Genomic DNA, 24611 nt, shown 5'->3' with positions numbered 1-24611 from the left:
TTTATGCCAATGCTTTCTCTAGCGCTGCCAACCAAAATTGCGCAACATTAAAGTTGCTTTGGTCAGTAATTTCAACAAAACAAGTAGGGCTCGTCACATTAATTTCGGTGAGATAACCACCAATTAAATCCAACCCTACCAAGAATAATCCACGCTGATTTAAAACAGGGGCTAATTTTTCAGCAATCCCTTTTTCGGTCTCGGTTAAAGGCATCGCTACGCCTTTGCCACCGGCAGCCAAATTACCCCGAATTTCGCTACCCTGCGGAATGCGAGCTAGCGCAAATGGCACTACCTCTCCGCCAATTAAAAGCACCCGTTTGTCGCCCTGGGCAATTTCTGGCAGAAAACGCTGAACCATCAGGGTTCTTGCGCCATTCTCGCCAAGCGTTTCTACAATGCTAGCAAGGTTGAGTCCATCAGCCCCAACCCTAAATACACCCATGCCGCCCATGCCATCTAAAGGCTTAATCACGATATCGCGATGCTCCTGATGAAAAAGCTCTACCGCAGCTAATTCACGCGTGACCAAGGTAGGCGGAATCAGTTCTGGAAACTCTGTAATAGATAGTTTTTCTGAATGATCTCGAACAGCGCTTGGCTCGTTAAATACTTTCGCGCCCTGACGTACTGCGGCCGATAACAACCAAGTGGTATTGAGATATTCAATATCGAAAGGAGGGTCTGTGCGCATGAGCACAGCAGAAAAAGACTTGAGTGTTCGAGACTCAATCTCACCCAACTCAAACCAGTTCGTGGAGCTGGGCTTAACCACTAAAGATTGGCAATCAGCTACTACGAAATCATCTCTCCACAACACATTGCGACTTTGACAAAACCACAAATGGTGGCCTGCCTCTTGCGCTACACGCATCATTGCTAGCGTGGAGTCTTTTTGAACCTTAAAAGATTCAAGGGGATCTGCAATAAAAAGAAGGTTCATTATTTCTATTGAGAGATTGGTAATTTATTTATGCAACTTCAGCATTGGGATCAGTTCGCTCTAGCTCCAATGATGCAGCAAGCAGCGCTAAGCGAGCAACTACACCATATAGATAGAAGCGATTTGGAGCGGCGCTACCTGGCTTAGCCCCTAGATCAGGCATCGAGTTTTGCTCAAAGGCTAGAGGTACAAAATGCATGCCGGGAGCATTGAGATTCTCATCCGGACCGCGGTCAGTATGAACACGATAGAAGCCGCCAATGACATAGCGATCAATCATGTACACCACGGGCTCAGCAACCGCTTCATTGACCTTCTCGAAGGTATACACACCCTCCTGAATCAATACATCACTGACCTCAAGGCCTTCCTTGACCACACTCATCTTGTTGCGGTCTTTACGATTCAAGCCCTTTAACTGCGCGGGATCATTGACTACCATCACACCCATGCCATAAGTACCAGCATCAGCTTTTACTACGACATAAGGCTTCTCTTTAATACCGTATTCACGATACTTCTTAGCTGTCTTTTTCAAGACTTGCTCTACGGCAGTTTGAAGTTCGTCTTCGCCCTTACGCTCATGGAAATTAATATTGGAGCAACTAGCAAAGTAAGGGTTGATCATCCATGGATCGATATCTACAACTTTGGCAAATTTCTTTGCCACCTCTTCATAGGCGGCAAAGTGATTTGATTTACGACGAACATGCCAACCAGCATGTAAGCCCGGCAGCAAGTACTGCTCATAGATATTCTCCAGAATCGGAGGAATGCCTGCGGATAAGTCGTTATTTAACAGGATCGAGCAAGGATCAAAATCTTTTAACCCTAAACGTTGTTTCTTGAGACCTAATCGAGAAAGTGGCTCCATCAACAAGCGATTGCCATCGGGTAAATCAATCCAGGTTGGCTTCTTAATTTCTTCAGAGAAAGTACCTAGTCGAACATTTAAGCCAGCTTGACGCAAAATCGAAGACAAGCGCGCAATGTTCTGCAAATAGAAAGTATTGCGTGTATGTCGTTCTGGTATCAGCAATAAGTTTTTGGCCTCAGGGCAAATCTTCTCAATGGCAGCCATGGCAGCCTGAACAGCAAGCGGCAACATCTGCGGCGAAAGGTTATTAAACCCTCCAGGGAAAAGATTGGTATCAACTGGAGCTAACTTAAAGCCAGAATTGCGTAAATCGACAGAACAGTAGAAAGGCGGGGTATGTTCTTGCCATTCCAGCCTGAACCAACGCTCAATGGTTGGGGTCGCTTCTAGAACCTTTGACTCTAATTCGAGCAAAGGGCCGGTGAGTGCAGTAATGAGATGTGGAACCATTCCACCATTGTAAGATTATTAAAAGAAAGACGCGGGATCCGAGGATCCCGCGCTTAAAACTAGGCAGCCAACTAGGGCCGCCCAGTGAGGGGTAAATCTACTGATTAAGACTCGTAAGCAGTCTCACCGTGTGAGCTGATGTCCAAGCCTTCGCGCTCTTCTTCTTCCTTAACGCGCAAACCAATCACGATATCGATCAATTTGAAGGCTACAAAAGAAACTACGCCAGACCAAATTACAGTGGTAATCACACCTTGAGCCTGGATCCATAATTGGCTAGCAACAGAGTAATCGGGAGCAACTGCATTAGCTACATAATCCCAGATACCTGTTCCACCCAAAGCTGGGTCAGCGAATACACCAGTCAACAATGCGCCAGTAATACCACCTACGCCATGAACACCAAACACGTCCAAGCTGTCATCTGAACCCAAAATCTTCTTGAGACCAGTAACACCCCAGAGGCAGATTACGCCAGCGATAACACCGATTACGATTGCACCCATTGGGCCAACGAAACCAGCAGCAGGAGTAATTGCAACTAAACCAGCTACGCAACCAGATGCAGCACCTAACATCGATGGCTTACCTTTGAGAACCCACTCAGCAACTGACCAACCCAATACAGCAGCAGCGGTAGCTAAATAAGTATTCACGAATGCCAAGGCAGCGCTACCGTTTGCTTCAAGGGCTGAACCAGCATTGAAACCAAACCAGCCGAACCACAAGAGAGCAGCGCCAGACATTACATAAACTAAGTTATGTGGCTTCATTGCTTCTTTGCCGTAGCCCAAACGCTTGCCGATAACAAAGGAACCAACCAAACCAGCGATCGCAGCATTGATATGCACAACGGTACCGCCAGCAAAGTCGAGAACACCTTTTTGCCACAACCAACCAGCACGAGCAGTAATCGCTTCGAGTGATGCAGCATCTTTGATGTCATCTGGACCAGGCCAGAACCAAACCATGTGAGCGATTGGCAGGTAGCTCAAAGTGAACCAAATCACCATGAATACCAAGATTGCAGAGAACTTAGCGCGCTCAGCAAAAGAACCAATGATCAAGCAGCAAGTAATAGTTGCGAACACCGCTTGGAAAGCCATAAATACATACTCAGGAATCACAACACCCTTACTAAAGGTTGCTGCTACTGAGTCTGGATTCATACCGCCCAAGAAGAGGCGATCTAATCCACCGATGAATGCTCCGCCTTCCGTGAATGCAAAGCTATAGCCATAAATCGCCCATAGCACTGAAATCAAAGAGAAGACCATGAAACATTGCATACAGATAGACAAGATGTTCTTGCTACGTGTCAAACCGCCGTAGAACAACGCCAAGCCAGGAAGAGTCATCAACAGCACTAATGCTGTACAGACCATCATCCAAGCAGTGTCACCTTTATTGCACTTTTCAGAGCAAAGAACAGGAGCAGGTTCTGCAGCAGCAGGAGTAGCAGCAGGAGCTGTTACAGCTGGTTTTTTTACTTCATCAGCATGCGCTGGCGAAGTAACCATTACACCAGTAGCGCCAATAGCCAAAGCCATAGCACCACCAGCAACGAGTCGTTTCATCCAAGTTAACATTTTGAACCTCTCTTTAAAGTGCTGACGCGCCGGTTTCACCGGTGCGAATACGAATGACGTGCTCAACTGGAGAGACAAAAATCTTGCCATCGCCAATCTTGCCTGTACGTGCAGATTTTTCAATTGCTTCAATCGCACGCTCCAAGATGCCATCTTCAACAGCAGCTTCAATTTTTACTTTAGGTAAAAAGTCGACAACATACTCAGCACCACGATACAACTCGGTGTGACCTTTTTGACGACCAAAGCCTTTAACTTCAGTGACGGTAATGCCCGAAACTCCCACTTCCGAGAGAGCTTCGCGCACTTCGTCAAGCTTGAAGGGCTTGATGATTGCGGTAATTAATTTCATGTGTTTCTCCGTTCAGAGTGGAAATTAGAAAGTTTTTGTCAAAGCTACAACTGCGTTAGCACGACCAGCGTTGCCGCCGTTAGGAGTTGTGTACATGTAGTTACCGCCTGTCTTAGCTACAGAAGTACCAGTGTAGTAAGCGGTACCTGACAAGCCACCACCAAAGTCTTTAGTGAAACCAAACTTCCAGTCAGCATAGCTTAAGTTGTATGTACCAGCCATGCTAGCAGGATTGCCATTAGCAGCAAGCTGGGCTACAGAAGAAACAGTATTGTTTGGAACATACTGGTAGCCAACGTGACCAACCAAGCCAACTCCGTAGAAACCAGTGTCATAGTTTGCTGTCAAATCTGGGTAAAAAGAACCTTTAGAGTTATAGATACCGAAGAGGTTACTCAAGGCATATGAGAATTTGAAGAAACCAGTTACAGGACCAGCAGTAAAGTTTTGTGCCGCATAAACTTCCGTTGTACTTGGGGATGAGCCTGAAGCTTGACGATAAGTTGGGTTACCTTGAATTTGAGTTCCAGTCGGCGCATTAGAAACCATGCCTGAAACTGGGTAGTAGTACTGCAACACACCAAAGTCAGAGGCAAAACCTTCGCCGATCAACTCTTTCTTGAAACCAGCATAGAAGTCCATTTCGATTGGAGCTGTAACAGCGCCAGTGCCGCTTCCAGGCTTAGAACCACCACCACCGTATTGGTCGCTGATCCAGCTAATATTTGAGTTCCAGTTACCTACATAGAAACCGCTCTCATGCGCGTAGTCAAAGCCACCTTGAATCGCTGGCTTGTTATTGGTTTGTGTCAAACCACGATAGATATAGTTGCTTGCAACAGTTACGTTAGCAGTGATTGGGCTTACTTCTGGTGCTGCTGGCTCGTCAGCTGCGAATGCTGCAGTTGAAAGGCCTGCCAACAAAGCTACTGCTGCCGCAGAGATTGCTGTCTTTTGCAAAGTTTTCATGAACTACTCCTTACTGGTTGTAATAAAAAAATGGGTTGAATGCTTATTGCATGGGGTGATATTGAATCCCCAGGGGTTCATGGCCTTGTCACAAATCCCCTAAATAAGGCAAATGCTCTTTTTTGGTGCTAAATATTGCACCGAATGAGTGAATATGGGGCATTTTTCGGGTTTTAACCCCTTTTTGGGCAGTTTTACGCATACAACTTAAAATACAAATGTGTATCTTTTCTGCAACTCTCAATAGAACTGCGAACCCTCATCATGCAAAAACCAGGCGAAATCCTCGAGCAAATCCAACGTATCGCGAACGATATGCAAAACAAGGTTGGTGATGCCATTCGCAATTCGCCAGCTCAAGAAATTGAAAAGAATGTACGCGCCATGATGAATCAAGGATTTCAGAAAATGGATTTAGTAACGCGCGAAGAATTTGATCTTCAAAGCAAAGTGCTTGCTAAGACACGTGAAAAGTTAGAAGCGCTTGAAGCTAAAGTTGCTGCCCTAGAAAAACAATAATTAAATGATCTTCTCTTCAGACTACTCTGGAGAAAAATCACTAAAGAAGTTTTCACACTCTTCTTTAGACAATAAAGTTTTTGCATTCTCCGTGCCTGCATTCATATGCAGGACTGATATTTGATAAACCCAGATATCACCATTCGGTGCAACTCGATTAATCCAACGAACGCGCATGAGTTGCTGTGATTTACCGTTGGATTTCAAATCCAGAAAATAATCTTTGATCGGTAAACGCTGTCGATCTGTTGTTTTATAAAAAGCATCCTCAACAGTGACATCGCCACCAGATGCTTTTGCCCTATCAATTAAGTTAGCCTGTAATTGCGAAAGTAACTTGCTTAGTGAGGCACTTTGATTGGCCGGCAACTGGATAGTGCTGACCGAGTAAATATCATCATCAATTTTTACCGCTTCAAGTGTCTGTAAAAGTTCTTGATCAAGATAAGGAATGCGGCGCTCTAACTTATCTGGTTTGCCAGGAAATAAAGCGGTATATCTTTCTTGCGGCGCTTGGACTGTACGCCAATCTAATTTAGGACTACATGCAATGAGAAAAATGAAGGTCGCTAGTAAGGTAGCGGCCTTAGAAACCAGTCTAAACAACCCCTGCTCCATGCGCTTGTTGATCTGCGTGATAGCTTGAGCGCACCATAGCGCCTACAGCCGCATGAGAAAAGCCCATTTCATAAGCCTTTTCTTCAAACATCTTAAAGACGTCGGGATGAACGTAACGCGTAACAGGTAGATGATGTCCTGACGGGGCGAGATACTGACCAATAGTGAGCATGTCGATATTGTGCTCACGCATATCGCGCATCACATCTAAGATTTCTTCATCTGTTTCACCAAGGCCCACCATCAAACCGCTTTTAGTAGGGACATGAGGAAAGCGCTCTTTAAAATCTTTCAAGAGCTTTAAAGAATGCAAATAATCTGCACCCGGTCTAGCCTGTTTATATAAACGTGGCACTGTTTCGAGGTTGTGATTCATCACATCAGGCAAACCACTAGGCGCATGCTCAGCAAAAATATCCAACGCTTTATCTAGACGACCACGGAAATCTGGCACCAACACTTCAATTCGGGTATTTGGGGAGAGTCCGCGTGATTGAGAAATACAATCAACATAGTGCATTGCGCCACCATCACGAAGATCATCACGATCTACGCTTGTAATCACCACATAGTTCAGTTTGAGAGCGGCAATAGTGCGCGCTAAATTAGCAGGCTCTTTCTCATCCAGAGGATCTGGTCTGCCATGGCCTACGTCACAAAACGGACAACGACGGGTGCACTTGTCACCCATGATCATGAAAGTGGCAGTTCCTTTGCCAAAGCATTCGCCAATATTGGGGCAGCTGGCCTCTTCACAGACAGTAACTAACTCGTTCTCGCGCAAAATCTTTTTGATTTCAGAAAAGCGAGAATTATTAGATGCGGCCTTCACCCGAATCCAGTCAGGCTTTTTCAATACCTCTGTTAAAGGAATAATTTTGATCGGAATGCGCGCAGTCTTCTCGCTCGATTTTTGTTTACGTGACGCGTCGTAATTGAGGTCTTGGCGCGCCTCGATAGGTGTCTTGGTGTTAGGCTTATTTGTGGTCATGATGGCATCAGTTGCTTTTGTAAGTGCTGCAAAAGCCTTTGGCTAATAGTGTCTATATTGTCCTTGATCCCAAGGGTTTGCATGTCGACCGTCTTTAAACCCTCATACCCACAGGGGTGGATACGCTGAAATGCCCCTAAGTCGGTAGCGACATTCAGGGCTAGGCCATGATAGGAGCAGCTTTTGGAGACTTTGAGGCCCAAGGCAGCCACCTTAGCGCCAATCCATTCTGAGGGCACTCCTGACTGCTGAGAGACATAAATTCCTGGAGCCCCCGGATGCCTTTCAGCCTTAATCCCAAAATCTGACAACGTATCTATCAGCGCCTGCTCTATACGAGAGACCAATTCTTTTACAAAGATCCCTAGACGCTTTAGATCTAGCAAAAGATAAACCACGATTTGGCCTGGCCCGTGATAGGTAATCTCTCCACCCCGATCTACTTGCACGAGTGGAATTTGATTGCTGGGTGTATGCAAGTTACCCGCATCACCTGCCAAACCTAAAGTGAAAACAGGGGGATGCTCTAGGACCCAAATTTCATCAGGCGTTTCGCTAGTACGCTCTTTAGTAAAAAGTTTCATCGCCTCATATGTAGAGGCGTAATCTGCTAAGCCCAGTTGTTTTACTAAAGCTGGCATGAATTCAATTACAGAACAACACTAACTAATGGATGAGTGGACAAGGTTCTATACAACTCATCTAACTGTTCACGGCTAGTCGCAGTAATTGGCAAAGTAATGCCTAAATAATTTCCATCCTTAGAAGGACGCTGCTCGACCTTACTCTCATCAAACGTAGGATCAAATTGTTTGGCAATATGCACTATCGCTGGAAGATATTCTGGGTTTGCTTTACCCATGACCTTGATAGGAAATAATGATGGGTACTCGATTAATGATTTTTCTTCGGCCATATAGTCTTTCTATTTCTAATTACTTACGATGATCTGGCATGCCTAACCACGCGCCAGTAATGATGTTGCGAATGCAATGTAGGCGGCGATGGAAAAAGTGATCTGCGCCAGGCACTACTTGCACAGTCAACTCTTGCGGACGCGCCCAATCTAAAACATCAATCAAGGGAATGGTTTCATCCAGTTCCCCATGAATCAAAATCGTATCGGCAGGCACTGGGGCCAGAGTCCATTTGCCTGCAGCACTACCCACCATCACTAGGCGCTCAGCTGGACGACCTAATTCTGAAAGCCGTTGCACTAAGTGACTACCAACAAAGCTTCCAAAAGAAAAACCTGAAACTACTAGCGGCAGCGTATTCGCCTCCCTTGTCCAGGAATGATTCGCCGTTGCTTCAAATTGACTCCAACTTGATGGTGTTCGCATCCAATCGGTTACATGTAGCAAGTCCTCTAACTCACCAACACCGTCGTCATGAACACCCTCAGTTCCACCTACACCGCGAAAGTTTGGGCGCACGCTGACGTAACCCAACTGGTTAAAAGCACGCGCCATAGTTTGGGCCACCTTGTTATCCATCGTGCCACCCATCAATGGATGGGGATGTGCCACGAGGGCCAAGCCACGCACAGCAAATGCAGGATCATTTTTTAATTCATCCGGCAGATCAATAGACATTTCCATTGATCCGACAATGCCTTCAATCTGAATTACTTTTGTACGGCTATTCATAAAAAACTTTCAACTCTCTGTAATGGCTAGGCTAATTGCAAGCGCTCTACTGGACGACCTTCGATTAAATGGGACTGGATAATTTCTTCAACATCATCTACATCAACCATGGTGTACCAAATACCCTCTGGGTAGACAACCATGACAGGACCGTCAGCACAGCGATCCAAGCATCCCGCCTTATTCACCCGAATTTTTCCTGGGCCCGCAAGACCAAGCTCTTTCACTCTTTTCTTGGCGTAGTCAAACAAAGCAAAAGCATTATGTTGATCGCAACAATCTTCACCATTGGCACGCTGATTGAGACAAAAAAATAGGTGGTGTGAAAAACTCATAGGAAAATTATATTCATCAATGTTTCGGTTTAAATTCCACGGCACTTCGAACCATCCAAATCAGTGCCAGAGGTAACCATACTACGGAAACCCATTGCATCAACTCATTAAAGTGCAATAAGCGCCCTTGATACCAGTGTCTGAGCGTCAGAATGAAATATGGATTGTCAGGCAAAACATTGACCGCTATTGTGGTTCCCAGCAAGCAAATCAAAGCTAACCAAAACTTAGTCATTTGCTTGAGCTTTAACGTCCATCTTAATAAGATGCCGCCTATTACCATTCCCCATAGAGCTCCAGCCGTAAGCCAGATCAAACTAAACTCAGCGCCAAATTGAAGGGCGGTAAATAGAATCTTCACCATCACGGTTAGACCAAGCAGTCCATTGAGAATGCGCCACTGGGGGGCTTTAGTGCGCAATCCTAGAGATAGCAACAAGGCCACTCCAAGCCAGCATAGCGAGGTGATTGCCGCCTCTTGAATAACCTGATTAATCACCACAGTACCCCAATCGACCGAGCCAAATATGGCATGGCCCCATACACCTGTGCCAAGCCAAGAGCTTTGTGGATAAATTTGTGACCAGGGAAACAATAAGAACAGGGCACACGCTGCCCAATTAAGGCCAAACCATTGATCAAAGCGCCGACGAATTGCGCTTCCAGAAAGCCATTGTGGCCCTAGAGGAATCGCTAATAAGCCGCCTAACAGTCCTCCCAATATATTGGCCCACCAGTCCATCTGACTCGGTATGCGAGTAGGCAGCCAAGACTGCAAAGTTTCTACACCTAGTGCCAGGCCAGCACTCAAGCTAAGGGCCATTCCAAGAGCTACGTAGTTACGCCAACGAGGATAGGCAGCAAACACTACCAAAAATCCAAAGGGAATATAAGCCAAGATATTGACCGATACATCAAATAAAGTCATAAAACGTGGCAAGGGAGCATCCAACCACGCCCAAGCAGAGATCCCATTCTGAAAATCAAAGTCAAAGGGGTTTAGGCTTACATAGATGATCAAAAGCGCGTAGCTTAAGCTCATAGCCCTCGCTAAAGGCATAGCCTGTAGTGGCCATACTAGCTTCCGAGGTCGTTGATCTTTTTGATCCATCCCACAATTCTAGGTCAGACCTTTCTACAATGGCGGAATGACTGCAAATTGCATCCTTGAGCGCGTTACCGAGACTAGATCCACCAATGACGATCTGATGAGTCGCTGGCGTGCAGGGGAACTCATTGATCCGGTGGCTCGGATTGCCCACAAACAAACTGCGGGCAAAGGCAGGGCAGGCCGAGCATGGCTAGCCAACCCCGAGGACTCTCTTTGCTTCTCTCTCGCATTTTCATTTAAAAGAACTCCGGCCGAACTCAGCGGACTCAGCTTATTAGTTGGCCTTGCAGTGATAGAAGGTATTGCACAAGCTTGCAATCTAAGTGAGAAAGCCCTTCAAGAGGCTGGCCTGCAACTGAAATGGCCCAATGACTTATTACTAAACAACCGTAAACTTGGCGGCATCCTGATTGAGGGCGGCCAAGCAAAAGCGGGTGATCCTACTTGGATGATTATTGGGGTTGGTATTAACTTGCGCAATCCAGAAGCAATTGAAGCAAATCTAGATACGGGCCTGAAAGTGGGTTCACTTGCTCAACTGACAAAATCACTCCCTGATACAGAATATCTCTGGCTCAAACTGATTGCTTCACTCGAACACAGTCTTGCCGAATTTGACCTGCATGGATTTAAGTCCTACAAAGAACGCTGGATGGGCTGGGATGCCTATCGAGAGCAATCTGTATGCATTTCTGGCGCTGGTAAAGATCCTATTCATGGAATTGCAAAAGGTGTGGATGAGACAGGGGCATTACTATTGCAACAAGAAAACAAAACCATCGCCATTTATGCAGGTGATGTTTCTTTGCGGATTCAATCATGAGCCTTTATTTATTTTTTGACGTTGGTAATACGCGCCTGAAATGGGCGGCTGTGGAGTCAACTCAAAATCCTAGCGCTCAACAAAAAAAGTTGTGGGCATACTCAGGCTCTATTAGCAGTAAGTCTTTGCAATCAGCAGAGCATCGAGCCGAGTTGGCGGACTATATTTCTAAAACATTACCGAAGCCTGCAGCTATTGGCTTTACATGCGTTGCTGGCCAAGAAGCGATTACCAATCTCAAATCACTATTTCCGCAATGGAGTGACCTCCATTGGAAGCAGCTTAAGGGTGATAGCGCTTTCACAGGAATGCGCAGCCTATATCAAGATCCCAGCAAGCTCGGCGCTGACCGCTGGGCCGCTCTGATTGGGGCACGCGCCTTATCAAATAAAAACACCTTGATTGTGAATGCCGGTACTGCCACCACCATCGACTTATTGGGTTCTAACGGCGTACATTACGGCGGATGGATTTTGCCTGGCTTAGGATTAATGCAAGAAAGTCTGGCAAGTAATACTGCACAGTTAGGCTTGGCGAAGCGTGCGGAACATCATGGATTTGGATGCTCTACCAATGACGCAATTATCGGAGGATGTGATGCGGCGCAAATTGGTGCAATCCTCTATGGCATACAACATGCAAAAGAGTTAAATTTTCCCATCGAAAAAATTTGGCTTGATGGCGGCAACGCCAAAGTCCTAGCGCAAGAAATTACAAAAACTAATTTACCAATCAAGCAATCCGTGGAAGTAACTGAAGGATTAGTACTTCGCGGTATCTGGGCGTGGTTACTGCAAAACCTCTAAGAGCGGATCTTACCCAACAGGCTTGTAGTTGATCGCTCATATAGGAAAGGTATCGCAACTGCTTTACCACCCCAACTTTTTACCAAATGGGTTTCTGCCAAAGTGTCGATATCGTAATCACCACCCTTGACGTAAATATCAGGACGAATTTTTTCAATCAAATTGACTGGTGTTTGTTCGGTAAACAACACAGTCATATCCACGCTTTCTAATGCAGCCAATAAAGCCTGGCGATCAGCCTCTGCATTAATGGGTCTGTCATCGCCTTTACCCAACATCTTCACTGAGGCATCAGAATTCACGCCCACCACCAAGCTAGCCCCTAGGGCACGAGCCTGGGCCAAATAACTGGCATGGCCACGGTGCAGGATATCGAAGACTCCATTAGTAAAGACCAATGGTCTAGGAAGATTTTCCAGGCGAGTAGCAAGCTGTTCTGGTGAGCAGACTTTTGCTTCAAAAGAAGGGGGTGGCAAATGACTCATAACCCAATATTAATGGCAATCTTGCGAGGCCAGCGATATTACCCAGAATGTCTTAGACTTGGCTTCTCACTCGTGAATAAAAAAGGTGCAATATGCCCCGTTTTGTAATGAACTGCCTATTTGGGCTAATTGCATTCTTATCTGGATTTCAGCTTGCCAATGCTGCGCCGACTTGCAGCCCCCTGCTCTCCCATACTTTTCCTCGCTTGCAGGATGAAGCGCCGCAAAACCTTTGCCAATATCAAGGGAAAGTCATATTGGTAGTCAATACAGCCAGCTTTTGCGGCTTTACCAGCCAATATGAAGGTCTTGAGAAGATTTACGCCAAATATAAAGATCAAGGCTTTGTCATTCTGGGCTTTCCTTCTAATGACTTTGGACAACAGGAACCTGGTAGCAATAAAGAGATTGCCGATTTCTGCAAGAACACCTATGACGTGAAATTTCCAATGTTTGCTAAGAGCACGGTTTCTGGCAGTAACCCAAACCCCCTATTTAAGATGTTGATTGCTAAAACTGGCACAACTCCAAAATGGAATTTTTATAAATATTTAATCGATCGAAATGGTAATGTGGTTGATTCGTTTGGAAGCGTTACTAAACCCACGAGCACCAGCGTTATAAATGAAATTGAAAAGCTTTTAGGAGAAAAAGCTCAGTGAGTAAAAAAAGAATTGCCATTATTGGCGCAGGCATCTCTGGGTTAGGCTGTGCCTACGCCTTAAGACAACATCCTGAATTTGAAATCACCTTGTATGAAGCTGGCGATCACATTGGTGGCCACAGCAATACTGTTGATATCACTTGCAATATCGGTGGAAATGAAATCACACACGGTGTAGACACTGGTTTCTTGGTATTTAACCGTAAGACTTATCCACGGCTCGTTCGTTTATTCGAAGAAATTCAAGCGCCAGTAGCCCCCTCAGAAATGTCTTTTTCTGTATCGATTGATACCGCCAGTAAATCTGGGGCGGGGAAAAAGATTGAATGGGCTGGTAACGACATCAATTCTTTTTTTGGACAAAGATCCAATCTCCTATCTCCATCATTTTGGAGAATGGCTTATGACATCATGCGTTTTAATCGTTTGGCCACTCAGTTAGCACATGACCAAATTGAAGCTGGTCATCAATACAAAGAGCCTGATGAAAAAATTGCCGATTTTTTAAAACGTCATCGCTTTAGCCAAAGCTTTAAAGAGAATTACTTTCTACCCATGATCGGCGCCATCTGGTCTTGTTCAGTCGAACAGATGCTCGAGTTCCCTATTCAAACCATGGTGCGCTTTTGCCATAACCACGGCCTTTTGCAAATCCAAAATCGCCCGCAATGGTTGACTATCAAGGGTGGCTCACGAGAATATGTAAAGCGCCTTGTGACAGCACTAGAAACGCATGGGGTGGCCATTAAAAGGGACTGTGTCCTGAGGGTGAATACAGGTCATGATGTCGGGCCAGTTGAGGTTATCAGTCAGGCTGGCTCGGCCCATTTCGATGAAGTCATCATGGCTTGTCACAGCGACCAAACATTAGATTTAGTTCATGGCATTGACCAACAATCAAGAAATATCCTGGCATCAGTTCCATACCAAAAGAATCGAGCAATATTACATACCGATATTCGTTTCTTGCCAGATGCAAAACGTTGCTGGGCTGCGTGGAATTACACCGCTAAATCCGGCGCTAAACCCAATACAAAACAACATGTCAGCGTTAACTACTTAATTAATCGTCTGCAACATCTACCAGTTCAACTTCAAGACACCCAAATTATTGTGAGCTTAAATCCCTCGGAAGAGCCAGATCCAAAACTTGTACATCAAGAGATTCACTATTCACACCCTGTCTTTGATATGAGTGCGATTCAAGCCCAGAAGGAGCTACCCCTAATTCAGGGCACATCCTCTATTTGGTATTGCGGCGCCTGGACGGGATTTGGGTTTCATGAAGATGGTTTACGCTCCGGAGAATTAGTGGCAGAAGCTTTAATTGAAAGCATTCGTCAACCGATCAAAACCAAACAAGATGTGTAGTTGATGTCAGGCGCCAAGATTAACTTTGGAGTAGTAAAACACCAGCGCTTAAGGCCGGCTAAGAATGCCTTTGGTTATGGGGTTTTCACCATCTCCATCCCTATGCGTACTCGCAATGCCAACCCGAATTTACTGAATCAAAACGGCTTAAGCGATAACCGCTGGGGTCTTTGTGCATTTTTTGATAATGACCATGGCTTAGGAGAATCCAATAGCCTTGCTTGGATCGAAAAGATTCTTGCAGACAATCATGTGCAACATGTCGATGGAGAAATTTGGCTTCAGACTTTTCCAAGGGTATTGGGCTATGTTTTTAATCCCGTGAGCTTTTGGATCTGTACGCGCGCCGATGGCAAAGTACAGGCGGTACTGGCTGAAGTTAACAATACCTTTGGTGAGCGTCATTGCTATTTACTTCACAAAGATTCGGGTGAAGCATTGCACTCGGGCGAAACACTCAGTAGTAAAAAGGTATTTCACGTTTCACCATTTTGTGCGGTACGTGGCGATTACCATTTCCGCTTCTTATTTCCGCAAGATAGTAGTAGTGGTAAGAATAATGTCTGTCGCATTGAGCTTCATGAGGACGGCCAACCCCTCATCAACACCAGCATTAGCGGCACCAGCCGCCCACTCAGTCGCGCCAATATCATGCTGGCACTACTACGCTACCCATTAATGAGCTTGGGTGTCATTTTCCGAATACATTGGCAAGCATTGAAATTGTGGGTAAAAGGTGTACCCTTTCACTCAAAGCCTAAACCACCAGAACTTGAAGTTAGCAGATGAATCGCCCAGGACAATCCCTTCTCTCCAGACTCAATTTTTCTCGTCCACAAGGACGAGATAGCGCTTCGCCGCAACACCAAATTAAGGCTAAGGCACTCCTAACCCTCCTGACAAAGCTAAGCAGTGGTCATTTAAAACTCACCCTTCCCAATGGCGAGAAGCGGGAGTTTGGCATTCAAAGTGATCAATTGCATGCTGAAATTCATATCTTAGAGTGGTCTGTATTTAAAGAGATCATGTCCCATGGAGATATTGGTTTTGCCGAGAGCTATATTCAAGGCAAATGGAATACTCCAGACCTCAAAGCACTGCTTGAGTTAGCCATACGCAACCGAACTATTTTAGAAAAAGCCATTTACGGCAATTGGTATGGATCAATTTTTTACCGTCTAAAACACTGGTTGCGAGATAACAGCAAAGCGGGAAGCCGCAAGAATATTCATGCGCATTATGACCTAGGCAATGCTTTTTATACGCTATGGCTTGATCCCACGATGAGCTACTCGAGCGCCTGGTTTTCTGAAGGCAGTCAGCAAGTCCTAGCTGATGCACAGCGTGCAAAGATTGGACGCATTCTAGATTCCTTAAAGACGGCGCCAGGGGAGCACATACTTGAAATTGGTTGTGGCTGGGGTGGCGTTATGGAGGAATCTCTTCGTAATAAGAGAGCCATTACTGGCCTAACTCTATCTACAGAGCAAAAAGCATTTGCAGAGAAACGTTTACTAGCAGTGCAAGGTCAAATTGCTAACCCTCCTGGATTTGAAGTGCGCCTTCAAGACTATCGCGATTGCCAAGAAAAATTTGATGGCATTGCTTCCGTCGAAATGTTTGAAGCAGTTGGTGAGAAACATTGGCCAGAGTATTTTGAAACGATTGCCCACTGTCTAAAAGCGGGCGGCAAAGCTTGCATTCAGACGATTGTAATTGCCGAAGATCTCTTTGATCGCTACAGACGCAACACTGACTTTATTCAACAGTATGTATTTCCTGGAGGTATGCTGCCCTCTAGAGCAAGCTTTAAAGCAAGCGCTGCTAAAGCTGGATTGCGAATTGATGACGAGTTCGCCTTTGGCGGAGATTACGCAAGAACTCTTTGCTTGTGGCGCGATAGCTTTAATCAAAAACTGCAAGAAGTACGTCAACTTGGCTTTGATGAAGCATTCATACGCCTTTGGAACTTCTACCTCATGTATTGCGCCGCCGGCTTTACTGAGCATAATATCGACGTAGTGCAATTCACTCTGAGTCATCAACCATCACCAGCATCTTCTGATGCACTAGGCACATGAAACAAAGCGGAATAGACCACTTTTCAGGCAAAAGAGTCTGGGTCATAGGCGCATCCAGCGGCATTGGCGAAGCTTGTGCGAAAACCCTTCTTCTCAAGGGCGCTAAAGTAGCACTTTCCAGTCGAAGAGCTGAACGATTAAATGAAATTGCCCTCACTGGAACGATTGAACAAAGCCTAGTCATTCCTATCGACGTTACCGATGATGCGCAACTCCAGGATGGCTATAAAACAATTTTGAACGCCTGGGACGGAATTGATCTCCTGCTCTTTGTATCGGGCGTATACACCCCATTGCGAGCAGCTTATTTTGATTTCAAGATTGCTGAAAAAACAATCGATGCAAATCTTCTGGGGCCTATGAGAGCAGTTGCATTAGTGACGCCAGAGATGCTAAAGGCTCACTCGGGACATATTGCCATCGTGGGTAGCGTTGCAGGGTATAGCGGCCTGCCAAAAGCTTTGGCATATGGCCCAAGTAAAGCTGCCATCATTAACTTTTGCGAGAACTTATATTACGACTTGCTGCCGACAGGAGTCAGCGTGCACATGATCTCGCCAGGATTTGTGGCTACTGAGGCTACTGCAAAAAATGACTTTGAAATGCCAGCTTTAATTAGTGCCGAGGAAGCAGCCAGCGAGATATTGACCGGTATTCAGAAGGGGGAATTCGATATTCACTTCCCCAAGCGATTCACAAGATTCTTAAAGTTTCTGAGAATCTTGCCTTACCCAATCTACTTTTGGATTGTGCGCCGCTTCGTCAAAATTTAAGCGGCGCTAAAGCATTACGCAGCAACCTATTTTTAAGTTACTGCTTGTACTTGTCTTTACGAATTTTCTCTTCTAGATAATCCATTACTGCAATTGCTTTAGCTTTAGATCCAGCAATGGATGGTGATGTCACATACTTACCCTGCATCACAATCGTCGGCACTCCATCAATACGATAGGCTTCGGTTAATTGCTTAGCGGCACGCGCTTTAGAAACTACCGCAAAAGAACGATAAGTTGCTAAGAAAGTATTACGATCAACCCCTTGAGATGCGACCCAATCCGCGATCTCCGTCTCCGTCAAGAGGTGCTTATTTTCTTTATGTATTGCGTACATGACTTTTTCGTTTAGAGCATCAGCTTTGCCCATCGATTCGAGCGCGTAATACATTTGGCTATGGGGCAAGAAGTCATCACGGAAAGCTACGGGGACTCTTTTGAAGACAACATCCTTAGGCTGGCGCTTTACCCAGCTACTGAGCTCTGGCTCAAAGTCGTAGCAATGCGGGCAGCCGTACCAAAAGAATTCAATAACCTCTACTTTTCCCTTGGTTTCGACCGGCTGTGCAACTGGCAATATGCGGTAATCAAAGCCTTCTTCGATTTTTTGAGTTTGTGCACTAACAAAGCCACTTAAAGAAAGCAGTGCTAATAAAGTAATGAATCTTTTGCTGAATGAAATCATGATTTACTGGATTTGATTAAAGTTGGTTTAATGCCAATGCTACTCAATTTGTCTCGCACTGAGTTGCTCTCTTCAACGCTGTTATATGGACCTACCCGCACGCGCCAGAGGGTATTGCCATCACTCGTAACTTCGCTAAGCTGAGCCTGAATTCCCTGGATTGCTAAATTCGCTTTTTGCGCATCTGCATCAGCACGCTTTGTAAACGCGCCCACTTGCAAGAAATAAATGGAGTCTGATTTGCTTGCAGGGGATGCGTCCGCTGGCTTATCAGCAGTTTTCTTGCCATTTACCAAATCTCCAATCGGATCGGGTGATGCAGGGGCGGGTGATTTACCCTGGAGCGGCTTATTTAAATCAACTGGTTCAGCAGGAGAGCCCGCTTCACCTTCAGCAGGTGCCGCAGAAGGTTTAATAGTCAAAGGCAGACTAGGGGCACGCATCCCCGGTCTTTCTTGAGGGGTATTTTTAGAAAGATAAAAGGCAATGACAAAGGCGATTCCAAGACCGACGCCTAAACCCAAAATAAAGCCGAGAATAGTGCCGCCGTATTGGGAGTTTTGTTGATTCGGTATTTTCATCATTTCCTCATCTTACATCTTCACTTCATACCTCGCCATTACATCTTTATTGGCGCCGATACCCCGAGTACTTTTAAGCCATTTTGCAGAACTTGGCGGGCTGCTAATAGCAATGCAAGACGCGCTTGCTTTAAGTTTTGATCGTCAACCAAGACGCGATCCGCGTTATAGAAGGCATGGAAATCGCCCGCTAAGTCACGCAGGTAAAAAGCCAAGGCATGCGGCGCTAATTCTTCGGCAGCAGCGGTCAGAACTTCTGGGTATTCTGCCAAACGACGCAGTAAATGATCCGATGCTTTACTTTGTAAGAGCGATAAATCGGCCGCAGCCAAATCCGATATTTGACCACCCCACTGCTGCAAGATTGAATTAATTCTTGCATGCGCATACTGAACGTAGAACACTGGGTTCTCATCATTTTGCTGCAAGGCTAAATCAATATCAAAAACAAATTCAGTATCTGCTTTACGTGAGATCAAGAAAAAGCGCACAGCATCGCGACCACGTTGCAAAGCTAACTCCCGCTCTTCAGGCGTCATCTCTGGAGTAACGCCACCAGACCATTCAACCAAATCACGCACAGTGACATATGAGCCCGCACGCTTAGAAATTTTGACTTCTTCACCATGGCGCATAACCGTAACCATCTTATGCAGCACATATTCTGGATACGTTTTAGGAATATCCCAGCCGCGCTTCTGCGCTACACCTTGCAGGCCCGAGCGTACACGGGCAATGGTGCCGTGGTGGTCGCTACCCTGCACATTAATCACTTTCTGAAAGCCGCGATTCCACTTGCTGGTGTGATACGCCACATCAGGCACAAAGTAGGTAAAGCTACCATCTGACTTACGCATCACGCGATCTTTATCGTCACCATCATCCGTACTCTTCAACCAGAGCGCGCCTTCGGATTCATAGGTCTTGCCAATGCTTTGTAAGTCGCCAACAATTTGTGCAACACTACCGTCGGTATATAGAGAGGACTCTAAGTAATAGCAATCAAATTTCACGCCAAAAGTTTTTAAATCAATGTCTTGTTCATTACGCAAATAAGCAACCGCAAATTGGCGAATAGCTTCAAGATCATCTTTAAATTCTGGAGAAGATTTAAATGCGCTAGCAATCTCCGCAATATATTCACCGTTATATGCCTGCTCAGGCCACTTGGCATCACCTGGCTTCAAACCCTGTAAGCGTGCTTGAACAGACAAGGCTAAATTCGCAATCTGCACACCGGCATCGTTGTAATAAAACTCACGATGAACTTTGATTCCCTGGGTAGCCAATAGATTAGCTAAGGCATCGCCCAGCGCTGCTTGTCTACCGTGACCTACATGCAATGGGCCGGTTGGATTAGCGGAGACAAACTCAATCATGGCGCTTGGCGCAGACCGACCGTCCTGCACAGACTCGCCAAAATGAGCTCCCGCAGAAAGGATCTCCTGAACTACAGCAGTCTTAGCAGCATTGCTAAGGCGGAAATTAATGAAGCCAGGGCCAGCGATGTCACAGGATGCAATCAGCTCATTAAAGCCTACTTGCTGCTGCAAGCGCTCTACCAAAGCCTGTGCCAGCTCACGCGGGTTCAGCTTCCAAGCCTTTGCTAGCTGAAGGGCGATATTACAAGCGACATCACCATGGTCAACAGCCTTGGGACGCTCCAAACGGGGGGTAGGAGCCTCCCCTAGGTCGCGCTCCTGAGCCAAGCCTGCAAGTGCAGCACTCAGCATTTCAATTAAACGATTTTTATTGGTTAACAACATAGATAAGTGAGTTTATCAGGTGGTAAGCTATCGAAATGATCTATCAATTTCGCTCAAAGGCTGGTCCAGATGTCATCATGCTGGCGGATCTGACTAAACGAATTTTTGATATTTTGGGGCGCCCCCTGGAGCCTCGCGGAATTTTGACCGTTGAGCAACTTCCTGACCTCATCACTGCCCTAGAAACTGCCATCCTCAAAGATCTTGAGGAGCGGGCTAAAGCAAATGACGAGTCCGAGAAGGGCGCTGAGAAGCCTAAGCTGGCCGATCGCCTTGGGCAGCGAGCCTACCCGCTCCTAGAGCTCATGAAGCAGTCCAAAGCCAAAGACGAGCCCGTTATGTGGGGCGTTTAATCAAGCAAGCTCGCTAGCTGGCGACGGGTGTCCTCAATACTTTGCCCACGGCGCTTAGCCAAGTCTTCAACCTGATCATCGGATAGCTTGCCCACATTAAAGTAGCGCGCATCCGGATGGGCAAGATAGAAACCGCTCACGCTTGAAGCTGGATTCATGGCCATTGACTCGGTCAGAGTCATGCCAATATCTTCAGAGCCAATGACTCGTAATAAATCCTCTTTAACTTCATGTGCAGGGCAGGCTGGGTAACCAGGTGCCGGACGAATACCGCGGTATTCTTCATTGATCATTTGATCGTTTGACAAAATCTCATCTGTTGCATAGCCCCATAAGTCTGTACGCACTCGATGGTGCATCAGCTCAGCAAAAGCTTCAGCTAATCTGTCAGCCAAGGCCTTCAACATAATGGCGCTGTAGTCATCGTGCTTTGCCTGAAACTCAGCCACTTTCTTTTCAACACCATGACCGGTGGTCACTGCAAAACAACCCAGGTAATCAGCAACGCCAGAATCTTTTGGCGCAACGTAATCAGCCAGACAACGATTAGGTCTGCGTACACCCTCTACAACTGGACGCTCGGATTGTTGACGCAAGTTGTGCCACACGAATAAAGGATGCTCGCGTGCTTCATCGCTATACAAAACGATATCATCGCCAACGGTATTAGCAGGATAGAAAGCCACTACTGCATCGGCTTGTAGCCATTGCCCCTTAATCAACTTATCAAGTAAGGCTTGAGCGTCAGCAAATACTTTGCGAGCTTCCACACCAACAATTTCATCATCCAGGATTGCGGGGAATTTGCCTGCTAAGTCCCAAGTCTGAAAGAATGGTGTCCAGTCAATATATTTAGCAATATCGCTCAGTGCAAAGTTTTTAAATACGCGACGGCCAATGAACTTCGGCTTCTCTGGAACATAAGCAGACCAGTCGATCATCTCGCGGTTCTTGCGCGCTGCCTCTAAAGAAATTGTTGGCGCCGCTTTCTTATTGGCGTGCTGTTCACGAATGCGTACATAGTCGTCACGCAAATCTTGAATAAATTTCTTAGCGCTCTCATCCGAAAGCAGGCTAGAAGCCACTGAAACTGAACGAGATGCGTCAGGCACATACACCACAGGGCCATCGTAGTGTGGGGCAATCTTCACCGCTGTGTGAACACGTGAAGTTGTTGCGCCACCAATCATCAGCGGAATTTGACGTTCACGGAACCAATCATCACGTTGCATCTCTTGCGCAACATAAGTCATTTCTTCTAGCGAAGGTGTAATCAATCCAGATAAACCAACAATATCTGCATTCTCTTCTTTGGCACGCTTGAGAATCTCTGCACAAGGAACCATCACACCCATATTGGCTACTTCAAAGTTGTTACATTGCAGAACAACAGTCACAATATTTTTACCGATATCGTGCACGTCGCCCTTCACGGTTGCCATGACAATCTTGCCCTTAGCTTTGGCTTCACCGCCTGCCGCAATATGTTGGCGCTTTTCTTCTTCGATGTACGGAATCAAGATGGCAACCGCTTGTTTCATCACGCGGGCGCTTTTGACTACCTGAGGCAAGAACATCTTGCCCGCACCAAACAAGTCGCCCACGACATTCATACCATCCATCAGAGGGCCTTCAATGACCTCAATAGGTCTGCCGCCAGCGCCCATAATTTCTGCGCGCAACTCTTCGGTGTCTTCTTCGATAAAGGTGGTGATGCCATGCACTAGGGCATGCGTTAGACGCTCGCGTACTGGGGCTTCGCGCCATACCAGATTTTCTACTTGCTTAGCGCCACCGCCCTTAAATTGATCAGCAATATCGAGCAAACGCTCGGTAGGTGTTTTGCCATCTTTTTCTTTAAAGCGATTGAGAACAACGTCCTCAACACGCTCACGCAACTCAGGATCCAAATCAGCGTAAACACCCAACTGACCAGCGTTCACAATACCCATGTCCATGCCAGCCTGAATGGCGTGATACAAGAACACCGTATGAATCGCTTCGCGCACACGATCATTACCGCGGAATGAGAAGCTCACATTGGAAACGCCGCCGCTAACCTTAGCACCCGGTAGGTTTTCTTTAATCCAGCGGGTGGCATTAATAAAGTCGACCGCATAGTTGTCGTGCTCTTCAATACCAGTAGCGATTGCAAAAATATTCGGATCAAAAATAATGTCTTCTGCTGGGAAGCCAATCTCGTTTACCAAGATCTCATAGCAGCGCTGACAGATTTCTGTCTTACGCTTAAAGGTATCAGCTTGCCCTACCTCGTCAAAAGCCATCACCACTGAGGCAGCACCATAACGACGGATTAAACGCGCTTGCTTTCTGAAGGACTCCTCACCCTCTTTTAAGGAGATCGAGTTCACAATTGGCTTACCTTGAATACACTTCAGACCCGCTTCAATCACGCTCCACTTGGAGGAGTCGATCATGATGGGAACACGAGCAATATCAGGCTCAGAAGCGATTAAGTTGAGGAAGCGTGTCATCGCCGCCTCAGAATCCAACATCGCTTCATCCATATTGATGTCGATGACCTGTGCGCCATTCTCAACCTGCTGACGCGCCACTACGAGCGCTTCATCAAATTGATTATTCAAAATCATTCTGGAAAATGCCTTAGATCCCGTGACGTTCGTGCGCTCACCAATGTTGACGAAGCCAACATCCGCGGTAACATTAAATGGCTCAAGACCAGAAAGCTTCATCGCTGGCATCGCTTTTTTCTCTATCTTGCTCATGCTGATACCTCCGCATTCTCGCGATAGAAAGCCCGTGGCTTCCGTTTGGCAACCGCATTAGCAATTGCGCGAATGTGATCAGGTGTTGTGCCGCAGCAGCCACCTACTAAATTGACCAAGCCATCTTTAGCAAAACCATCTACTAGGCTAGAAGTGATTTCTGGTGTCTCATCAAAGCCCGTATCACTCATCGGGTTAGGCAAGCCCGCATTGGGGTAACAAGACACTGCGGCATCGCAAATTCTTGCTAGCTCTGCAATATAAGGGCGCATTAAAGCAGCACCTAATGCACAGTTCAAACCAAAGGTCAGGGGCTTAATGTGACGCAAGCTATTCCAGAAGGCCTCAACAGTTTGCCCAGACAAAATTCGTCCTGAAGCATCTGTCACCGTTCCAGAAATCATTACCGGCAAACGCTCACCGGTCTCTTCAAAAAATTCATCGAGGGCAAAGAGTGCCGCTTTGGCATTGAGCGTATCAAAAATGGTTTCAACTAAAAATAAGTCGACGCCACCCGCAAACAATCCTTCAATCTGCTCACGATACGAAGCACGCAATGCATCAAAGGTTACATTGCGCGCACCTGGATCATTAACATCTGGTGAAATACTTGCCGTCTTTGGTGTAGGACCAATCGCGCCCGCAGCAAAACGCGGTCTTTCTGGGGTGCTATATTTTTCACAAGCTGCGCGCGCTAATTTGGCAGAGACTTCATTCATCTCACGAGCCAAGCCAGCCATTTTGTAGTCCTCTTGCGCCACTGAGGTTGCACCAAAAGTATTGGTCTCAATAATGTCTGCGCCAGCATCCAAATATTGCTCATGGATCTTGCTAATAATTTGCGGCTGAGTCAAAACTAAGAGCTCATTGTTACCTTTGATATCGCCAGGATGATCGGCAAATCGGGTATTTCCCGGCAAACCGCGATAGTCGGCTTCAGTTAACTTGTATTGCTGAATCATGGTGCCCATGGCGCCATCCAAAATGAGGATGCGCTGCTTCAAAAGCTCGGGAAGCTTTTGACCACGGGTATAGGGCTGGGACAAACCATTAGATTGCATTGTTAAACCGGG

At 46.2% G+C, this 24611-nt stretch carries 27 protein-coding genes; 9 read left to right on the top strand and 18 right to left on the bottom strand.

Annotation, left to right across the window (positions count from 1 at the left end):
* Window position 1: 1 nt before the first annotated feature.
* The 5 genes from gshB to ICN34_RS00235 form a co-directional block, all read right to left on the bottom strand.
* Window positions 2-943, bottom strand: a complete 942-nt coding sequence (gene gshB / locus ICN34_RS00255; RefSeq protein WP_216120157.1) for a glutathione synthase — start codon at window positions 941-943, stop codon at window positions 2-4.
* Between the two features lie 28 nt (window positions 944-971).
* A complete protein-coding gene (gene gshA / locus ICN34_RS00250; protein ID WP_216120155.1) occupies window positions 972-2270 on the bottom strand; it encodes a glutamate--cysteine ligase in 1299 nt (432 codons plus the stop codon).
* A gap of 104 nt (window positions 2271-2374) precedes the next feature.
* Entirely contained in the window at window positions 2375-3859 is a 1485-nt protein-coding gene (locus ICN34_RS00245) for an ammonium transporter (protein ID WP_072582661.1), read from the bottom strand.
* A 13-nt stretch (window positions 3860-3872) separates the two neighbouring features.
* A complete protein-coding gene (locus tag ICN34_RS00240; protein WP_011903792.1) occupies window positions 3873-4211 on the bottom strand; it encodes a P-II family nitrogen regulator in 339 nt (112 codons plus the stop codon).
* A 24-nt stretch (window positions 4212-4235) separates the two neighbouring features.
* Complete coding sequence (locus tag ICN34_RS00235; RefSeq protein WP_216120153.1) at window positions 4236-5180, bottom strand: TorF family putative porin; 945 nt, start codon at window positions 5178-5180, stop codon at window positions 4236-4238.
* A gap of 264 nt (window positions 5181-5444) precedes the next feature.
* Here ICN34_RS00235 and ICN34_RS00230 point away from each other — a divergent pair, with 264 nt between their 5' ends.
* The gene (locus ICN34_RS00230; protein WP_072582658.1) at window positions 5445-5699 is read left to right on the top strand and encodes an accessory factor UbiK family protein; all 255 of its coding nucleotides are present in this window, start codon (window positions 5445-5447) and stop codon (window positions 5697-5699) included.
* 21 nt (window positions 5700-5720) lie between these two features.
* Here the strand turns inward: ICN34_RS00230 and ICN34_RS00225 are convergent, their stop codons facing one another.
* Genes ICN34_RS00225 through ICN34_RS00195 form a run of 7 tightly spaced genes read right to left on the bottom strand, consistent with a single transcriptional unit; the run spans window position 5721 to window position 10334 of the window.
* Window positions 5721-6305: a hypothetical protein gene (locus ICN34_RS00225; protein ID WP_072582657.1), complete on the bottom strand. Its 585-nt coding sequence runs from the start codon at window positions 6303-6305 to the stop codon at window positions 5721-5723.
* Window positions 6298-7308, bottom strand: a complete 1011-nt coding sequence (gene lipA / locus ICN34_RS00220; RefSeq protein ID WP_216120150.1) for a lipoyl synthase — start codon at window positions 7306-7308, stop codon at window positions 6298-6300. The genes ICN34_RS00225 and lipA overlap by 8 nt, the downstream gene beginning before the upstream one ends.
* Window positions 7305-7949, bottom strand: a complete 645-nt coding sequence (lipB, locus tag ICN34_RS00215) for a lipoyl(octanoyl) transferase LipB (RefSeq protein ID WP_072582655.1) — start codon at window positions 7947-7949, stop codon at window positions 7305-7307. Before lipB ends, lipA begins: the two co-directional genes overlap by 4 nt.
* 8 nt (window positions 7950-7957) lie before the next feature.
* Window positions 7958-8224 (bottom strand): DUF493 family protein, encoded by a 267-nt coding sequence (locus ICN34_RS00210; RefSeq protein WP_072582654.1) that lies wholly within the window; start codon window positions 8222-8224, stop codon window positions 7958-7960.
* A gap of 19 nt (window positions 8225-8243) precedes the next feature.
* Entirely contained in the window at window positions 8244-8957 is a 714-nt protein-coding gene (locus tag ICN34_RS00205) for an alpha/beta hydrolase (RefSeq protein WP_216120148.1), read from the bottom strand.
* A 26-nt stretch (window positions 8958-8983) separates the two neighbouring features.
* Window positions 8984-9292: a ferredoxin gene (locus tag ICN34_RS00200; RefSeq protein ID WP_072582652.1), complete on the bottom strand. Its 309-nt coding sequence runs from the start codon at window positions 9290-9292 to the stop codon at window positions 8984-8986.
* Between the two features lie 16 nt (window positions 9293-9308).
* On the bottom strand, window positions 9309-10334 hold the full coding sequence (locus ICN34_RS00195) for a VanZ family protein (protein WP_237767730.1): 1026 nt from the start codon (window positions 10332-10334) through the stop codon (window positions 9309-9311).
* A 106-nt stretch (window positions 10335-10440) separates the two neighbouring features.
* Between ICN34_RS00195 and ICN34_RS00190 the strand changes: the two genes are divergently transcribed.
* Window positions 10441-11226 (top strand): biotin--[acetyl-CoA-carboxylase] ligase, encoded by a 786-nt coding sequence (locus tag ICN34_RS00190; RefSeq protein WP_216120144.1) that lies wholly within the window; start codon window positions 10441-10443, stop codon window positions 11224-11226.
* The gene (locus ICN34_RS00185; RefSeq protein WP_216120142.1) at window positions 11223-12032 is read left to right on the top strand and encodes a type III pantothenate kinase; all 810 of its coding nucleotides are present in this window, start codon (window positions 11223-11225) and stop codon (window positions 12030-12032) included. Before ICN34_RS00190 ends, ICN34_RS00185 begins: the two co-directional genes overlap by 4 nt.
* On the opposite strand, the gene rfaE2 is transcribed toward ICN34_RS00185, so the two are convergent.
* Window positions 12029-12517, bottom strand: a complete 489-nt coding sequence (gene rfaE2, locus ICN34_RS00180; RefSeq protein ID WP_216120140.1) for a D-glycero-beta-D-manno-heptose 1-phosphate adenylyltransferase — start codon at window positions 12515-12517, stop codon at window positions 12029-12031. The genes ICN34_RS00185 and rfaE2 overlap by 4 nt on opposite strands.
* 107 nt (window positions 12518-12624) lie before the next feature.
* Between rfaE2 and ICN34_RS00175 the strand changes: the two genes are divergently transcribed.
* Genes ICN34_RS00175 through ICN34_RS00155 form a run of 5 tightly spaced genes read left to right on the top strand, consistent with a single transcriptional unit; the run spans window position 12625 to window position 17406 of the window.
* A complete protein-coding gene (locus ICN34_RS00175; RefSeq protein ID WP_370623948.1) occupies window positions 12625-13179 on the top strand; it encodes a glutathione peroxidase in 555 nt (184 codons plus the stop codon).
* On the top strand, window positions 13176-14552 hold the full coding sequence (locus ICN34_RS00170; protein ID WP_216120138.1) for an FAD-dependent oxidoreductase: 1377 nt from the start codon (window positions 13176-13178) through the stop codon (window positions 14550-14552). Before ICN34_RS00175 ends, ICN34_RS00170 begins: the two co-directional genes overlap by 4 nt.
* 3 nt (window positions 14553-14555) lie before the next feature.
* Window positions 14556-15341, top strand: a complete 786-nt coding sequence (locus ICN34_RS00165; RefSeq protein WP_216120136.1) for a DUF1365 domain-containing protein — start codon at window positions 14556-14558, stop codon at window positions 15339-15341.
* Window positions 15338-16633, top strand: a complete 1296-nt coding sequence (locus ICN34_RS00160; protein WP_216120134.1) for a cyclopropane-fatty-acyl-phospholipid synthase family protein — start codon at window positions 15338-15340, stop codon at window positions 16631-16633. Before ICN34_RS00165 ends, ICN34_RS00160 begins: the two co-directional genes overlap by 4 nt.
* Entirely contained in the window at window positions 16630-17406 is a 777-nt protein-coding gene (locus ICN34_RS00155; RefSeq protein WP_216120132.1) for an SDR family oxidoreductase, read from the top strand. The genes ICN34_RS00160 and ICN34_RS00155 overlap by 4 nt, the downstream gene beginning before the upstream one ends.
* Before the next feature lie 37 nt (window positions 17407-17443).
* Here the strand turns inward: ICN34_RS00155 and ICN34_RS00150 are convergent, their stop codons facing one another.
* From ICN34_RS00150 to argS, 3 genes are read right to left on the bottom strand one after another with little or no spacing between them, the layout of a single operon-like run.
* Window positions 17444-18091 carry a thiol:disulfide interchange protein DsbA/DsbL gene (locus ICN34_RS00150; RefSeq protein ID WP_216120130.1) on the bottom strand — a complete coding sequence of 216 codons (648 nt, stop codon included), beginning with the start codon at window positions 18089-18091 and terminating at the stop codon, window positions 17444-17446.
* Window positions 18088-18675, bottom strand: coding sequence for an SPOR domain-containing protein (locus tag ICN34_RS00145; RefSeq protein WP_072582641.1), 588 nt, complete (start codon window positions 18673-18675; stop codon window positions 18088-18090). Before ICN34_RS00145 ends, ICN34_RS00150 begins: the two co-directional genes overlap by 4 nt.
* A gap of 35 nt (window positions 18676-18710) precedes the next feature.
* The gene (argS, locus tag ICN34_RS00140) at window positions 18711-20438 is read right to left on the bottom strand and encodes an arginine--tRNA ligase (RefSeq protein ID WP_216120128.1); all 1728 of its coding nucleotides are present in this window, start codon (window positions 20436-20438) and stop codon (window positions 18711-18713) included.
* A gap of 35 nt (window positions 20439-20473) precedes the next feature.
* Between argS and ICN34_RS00135 the strand changes: the two genes are divergently transcribed.
* Entirely contained in the window at window positions 20474-20791 is a 318-nt protein-coding gene (locus ICN34_RS00135; RefSeq protein ID WP_216120126.1) for a DUF1840 domain-containing protein, read from the top strand.
* On the opposite strand, the gene metH is transcribed toward ICN34_RS00135, so the two are convergent.
* Window positions 20788-23538 (bottom strand): methionine synthase, encoded by a 2751-nt coding sequence (gene metH, locus ICN34_RS00130; RefSeq protein WP_216120123.1) that lies wholly within the window; start codon window positions 23536-23538, stop codon window positions 20788-20790. The two genes, ICN34_RS00135 and metH, sit on opposite strands and share 4 nt — an antisense overlap.
* Window positions 23535-24599 (bottom strand): homocysteine S-methyltransferase family protein, encoded by a 1065-nt coding sequence (locus tag ICN34_RS00125; RefSeq protein ID WP_216120121.1) that lies wholly within the window; start codon window positions 24597-24599, stop codon window positions 23535-23537. The genes metH and ICN34_RS00125 overlap by 4 nt, the downstream gene beginning before the upstream one ends.
* Between the last annotated feature and the right edge of the window lie 12 nt (window positions 24600-24611).

It is taken from the genome of Polynucleobacter sp. Tro8-14-1, assembly GCF_018881655.1.
In the GTDB taxonomy this organism is placed as follows: domain Bacteria; phylum Pseudomonadota; class Gammaproteobacteria; order Burkholderiales; family Burkholderiaceae; genus Polynucleobacter.
This window is presented reverse-complemented; position numbering and strand designations above follow the sequence as displayed.

What these genes read in the sequence shown, in the direction of transcription:
- gshB (WP_216120157.1), bottom strand. Translation starts at nt 943, where the DNA reads ATGAACCTTCTTTTTATTGCAGATCCCCTTGAATCTTTTAAGGTTCAA.
- gshA (WP_216120155.1), bottom strand. Translation starts at nt 2,270, where the DNA reads ATGGTTCCACATCTCATTACTGCACTCACCGGCCCTTTGCTCGAATTA.
- ICN34_RS00245 (WP_072582661.1), bottom strand. Translation starts at nt 3,859, where the DNA reads ATGTTAACTTGGATGAAACGACTCGTTGCTGGTGGTGCTATGGCTTTG.
- ICN34_RS00240 (WP_011903792.1), bottom strand. Translation starts at nt 4,211, where the DNA reads ATGAAATTAATTACCGCAATCATCAAGCCCTTCAAGCTTGACGAAGTG.
- ICN34_RS00235 (WP_216120153.1), bottom strand. Translation starts at nt 5,180, where the DNA reads ATGAAAACTTTGCAAAAGACAGCAATCTCTGCGGCAGCAGTAGCTTTG.
- ICN34_RS00230 (WP_072582658.1), top strand. Translation starts at nt 5,445, where the DNA reads ATGCAAAAACCAGGCGAAATCCTCGAGCAAATCCAACGTATCGCGAAC.
- lipA (WP_216120150.1), bottom strand. Translation starts at nt 7,308, where the DNA reads ATGACCACAAATAAGCCTAACACCAAGACACCTATCGAGGCGCGCCAA.
- lipB (WP_072582655.1), bottom strand. Translation starts at nt 7,949, where the DNA reads ATGCCAGCTTTAGTAAAACAACTGGGCTTAGCAGATTACGCCTCTACA.
- ICN34_RS00210 (WP_072582654.1), bottom strand. Translation starts at nt 8,224, where the DNA reads ATGGCCGAAGAAAAATCATTAATCGAGTACCCATCATTATTTCCTATC.
- ICN34_RS00205 (WP_216120148.1), bottom strand. Translation starts at nt 8,957, where the DNA reads ATGAATAGCCGTACAAAAGTAATTCAGATTGAAGGCATTGTCGGATCA.
- ICN34_RS00200 (WP_072582652.1), bottom strand. Translation starts at nt 9,292, where the DNA reads ATGAGTTTTTCACACCACCTATTTTTTTGTCTCAATCAGCGTGCCAAT.
- ICN34_RS00195 (WP_237767730.1), bottom strand. Translation starts at nt 10,334, where the DNA reads ATGAGCTTAAGCTACGCGCTTTTGATCATCTATGTAAGCCTAAACCCC.
- ICN34_RS00190 (WP_216120144.1), top strand. Translation starts at nt 10,441, where the DNA reads ATGACTGCAAATTGCATCCTTGAGCGCGTTACCGAGACTAGATCCACC.
- ICN34_RS00185 (WP_216120142.1), top strand. Translation starts at nt 11,223, where the DNA reads ATGAGCCTTTATTTATTTTTTGACGTTGGTAATACGCGCCTGAAATGG.
- rfaE2 (WP_216120140.1), bottom strand. Translation starts at nt 12,517, where the DNA reads ATGAGTCATTTGCCACCCCCTTCTTTTGAAGCAAAAGTCTGCTCACCA.
- ICN34_RS00175 (WP_370623948.1), top strand. Translation starts at nt 12,625, where the DNA reads ATGAACTGCCTATTTGGGCTAATTGCATTCTTATCTGGATTTCAGCTT.
- ICN34_RS00165 (WP_216120136.1), top strand. Translation starts at nt 14,556, where the DNA reads ATGTCAGGCGCCAAGATTAACTTTGGAGTAGTAAAACACCAGCGCTTA.
- ICN34_RS00160 (WP_216120134.1), top strand. Translation starts at nt 15,338, where the DNA reads ATGAATCGCCCAGGACAATCCCTTCTCTCCAGACTCAATTTTTCTCGT.
- ICN34_RS00155 (WP_216120132.1), top strand. Translation starts at nt 16,630, where the DNA reads ATGAAACAAAGCGGAATAGACCACTTTTCAGGCAAAAGAGTCTGGGTC.
- ICN34_RS00150 (WP_216120130.1), bottom strand. Translation starts at nt 18,091, where the DNA reads ATGATTTCATTCAGCAAAAGATTCATTACTTTATTAGCACTGCTTTCT.
- ICN34_RS00145 (WP_072582641.1), bottom strand. Translation starts at nt 18,675, where the DNA reads ATGATGAAAATACCGAATCAACAAAACTCCCAATACGGCGGCACTATT.
- argS (WP_216120128.1), bottom strand. Translation starts at nt 20,438, where the DNA reads ATGTTGTTAACCAATAAAAATCGTTTAATTGAAATGCTGAGTGCTGCA.
- ICN34_RS00135 (WP_216120126.1), top strand. Translation starts at nt 20,474, where the DNA reads ATGATCTATCAATTTCGCTCAAAGGCTGGTCCAGATGTCATCATGCTG.
- metH (WP_216120123.1), bottom strand. Translation starts at nt 23,538, where the DNA reads ATGAGCAAGATAGAGAAAAAAGCGATGCCAGCGATGAAGCTTTCTGGT.
- ICN34_RS00125 (WP_216120121.1), bottom strand. Translation starts at nt 24,599, where the DNA reads ATGCAATCTAATGGTTTGTCCCAGCCCTATACCCGTGGTCAAAAGCTT.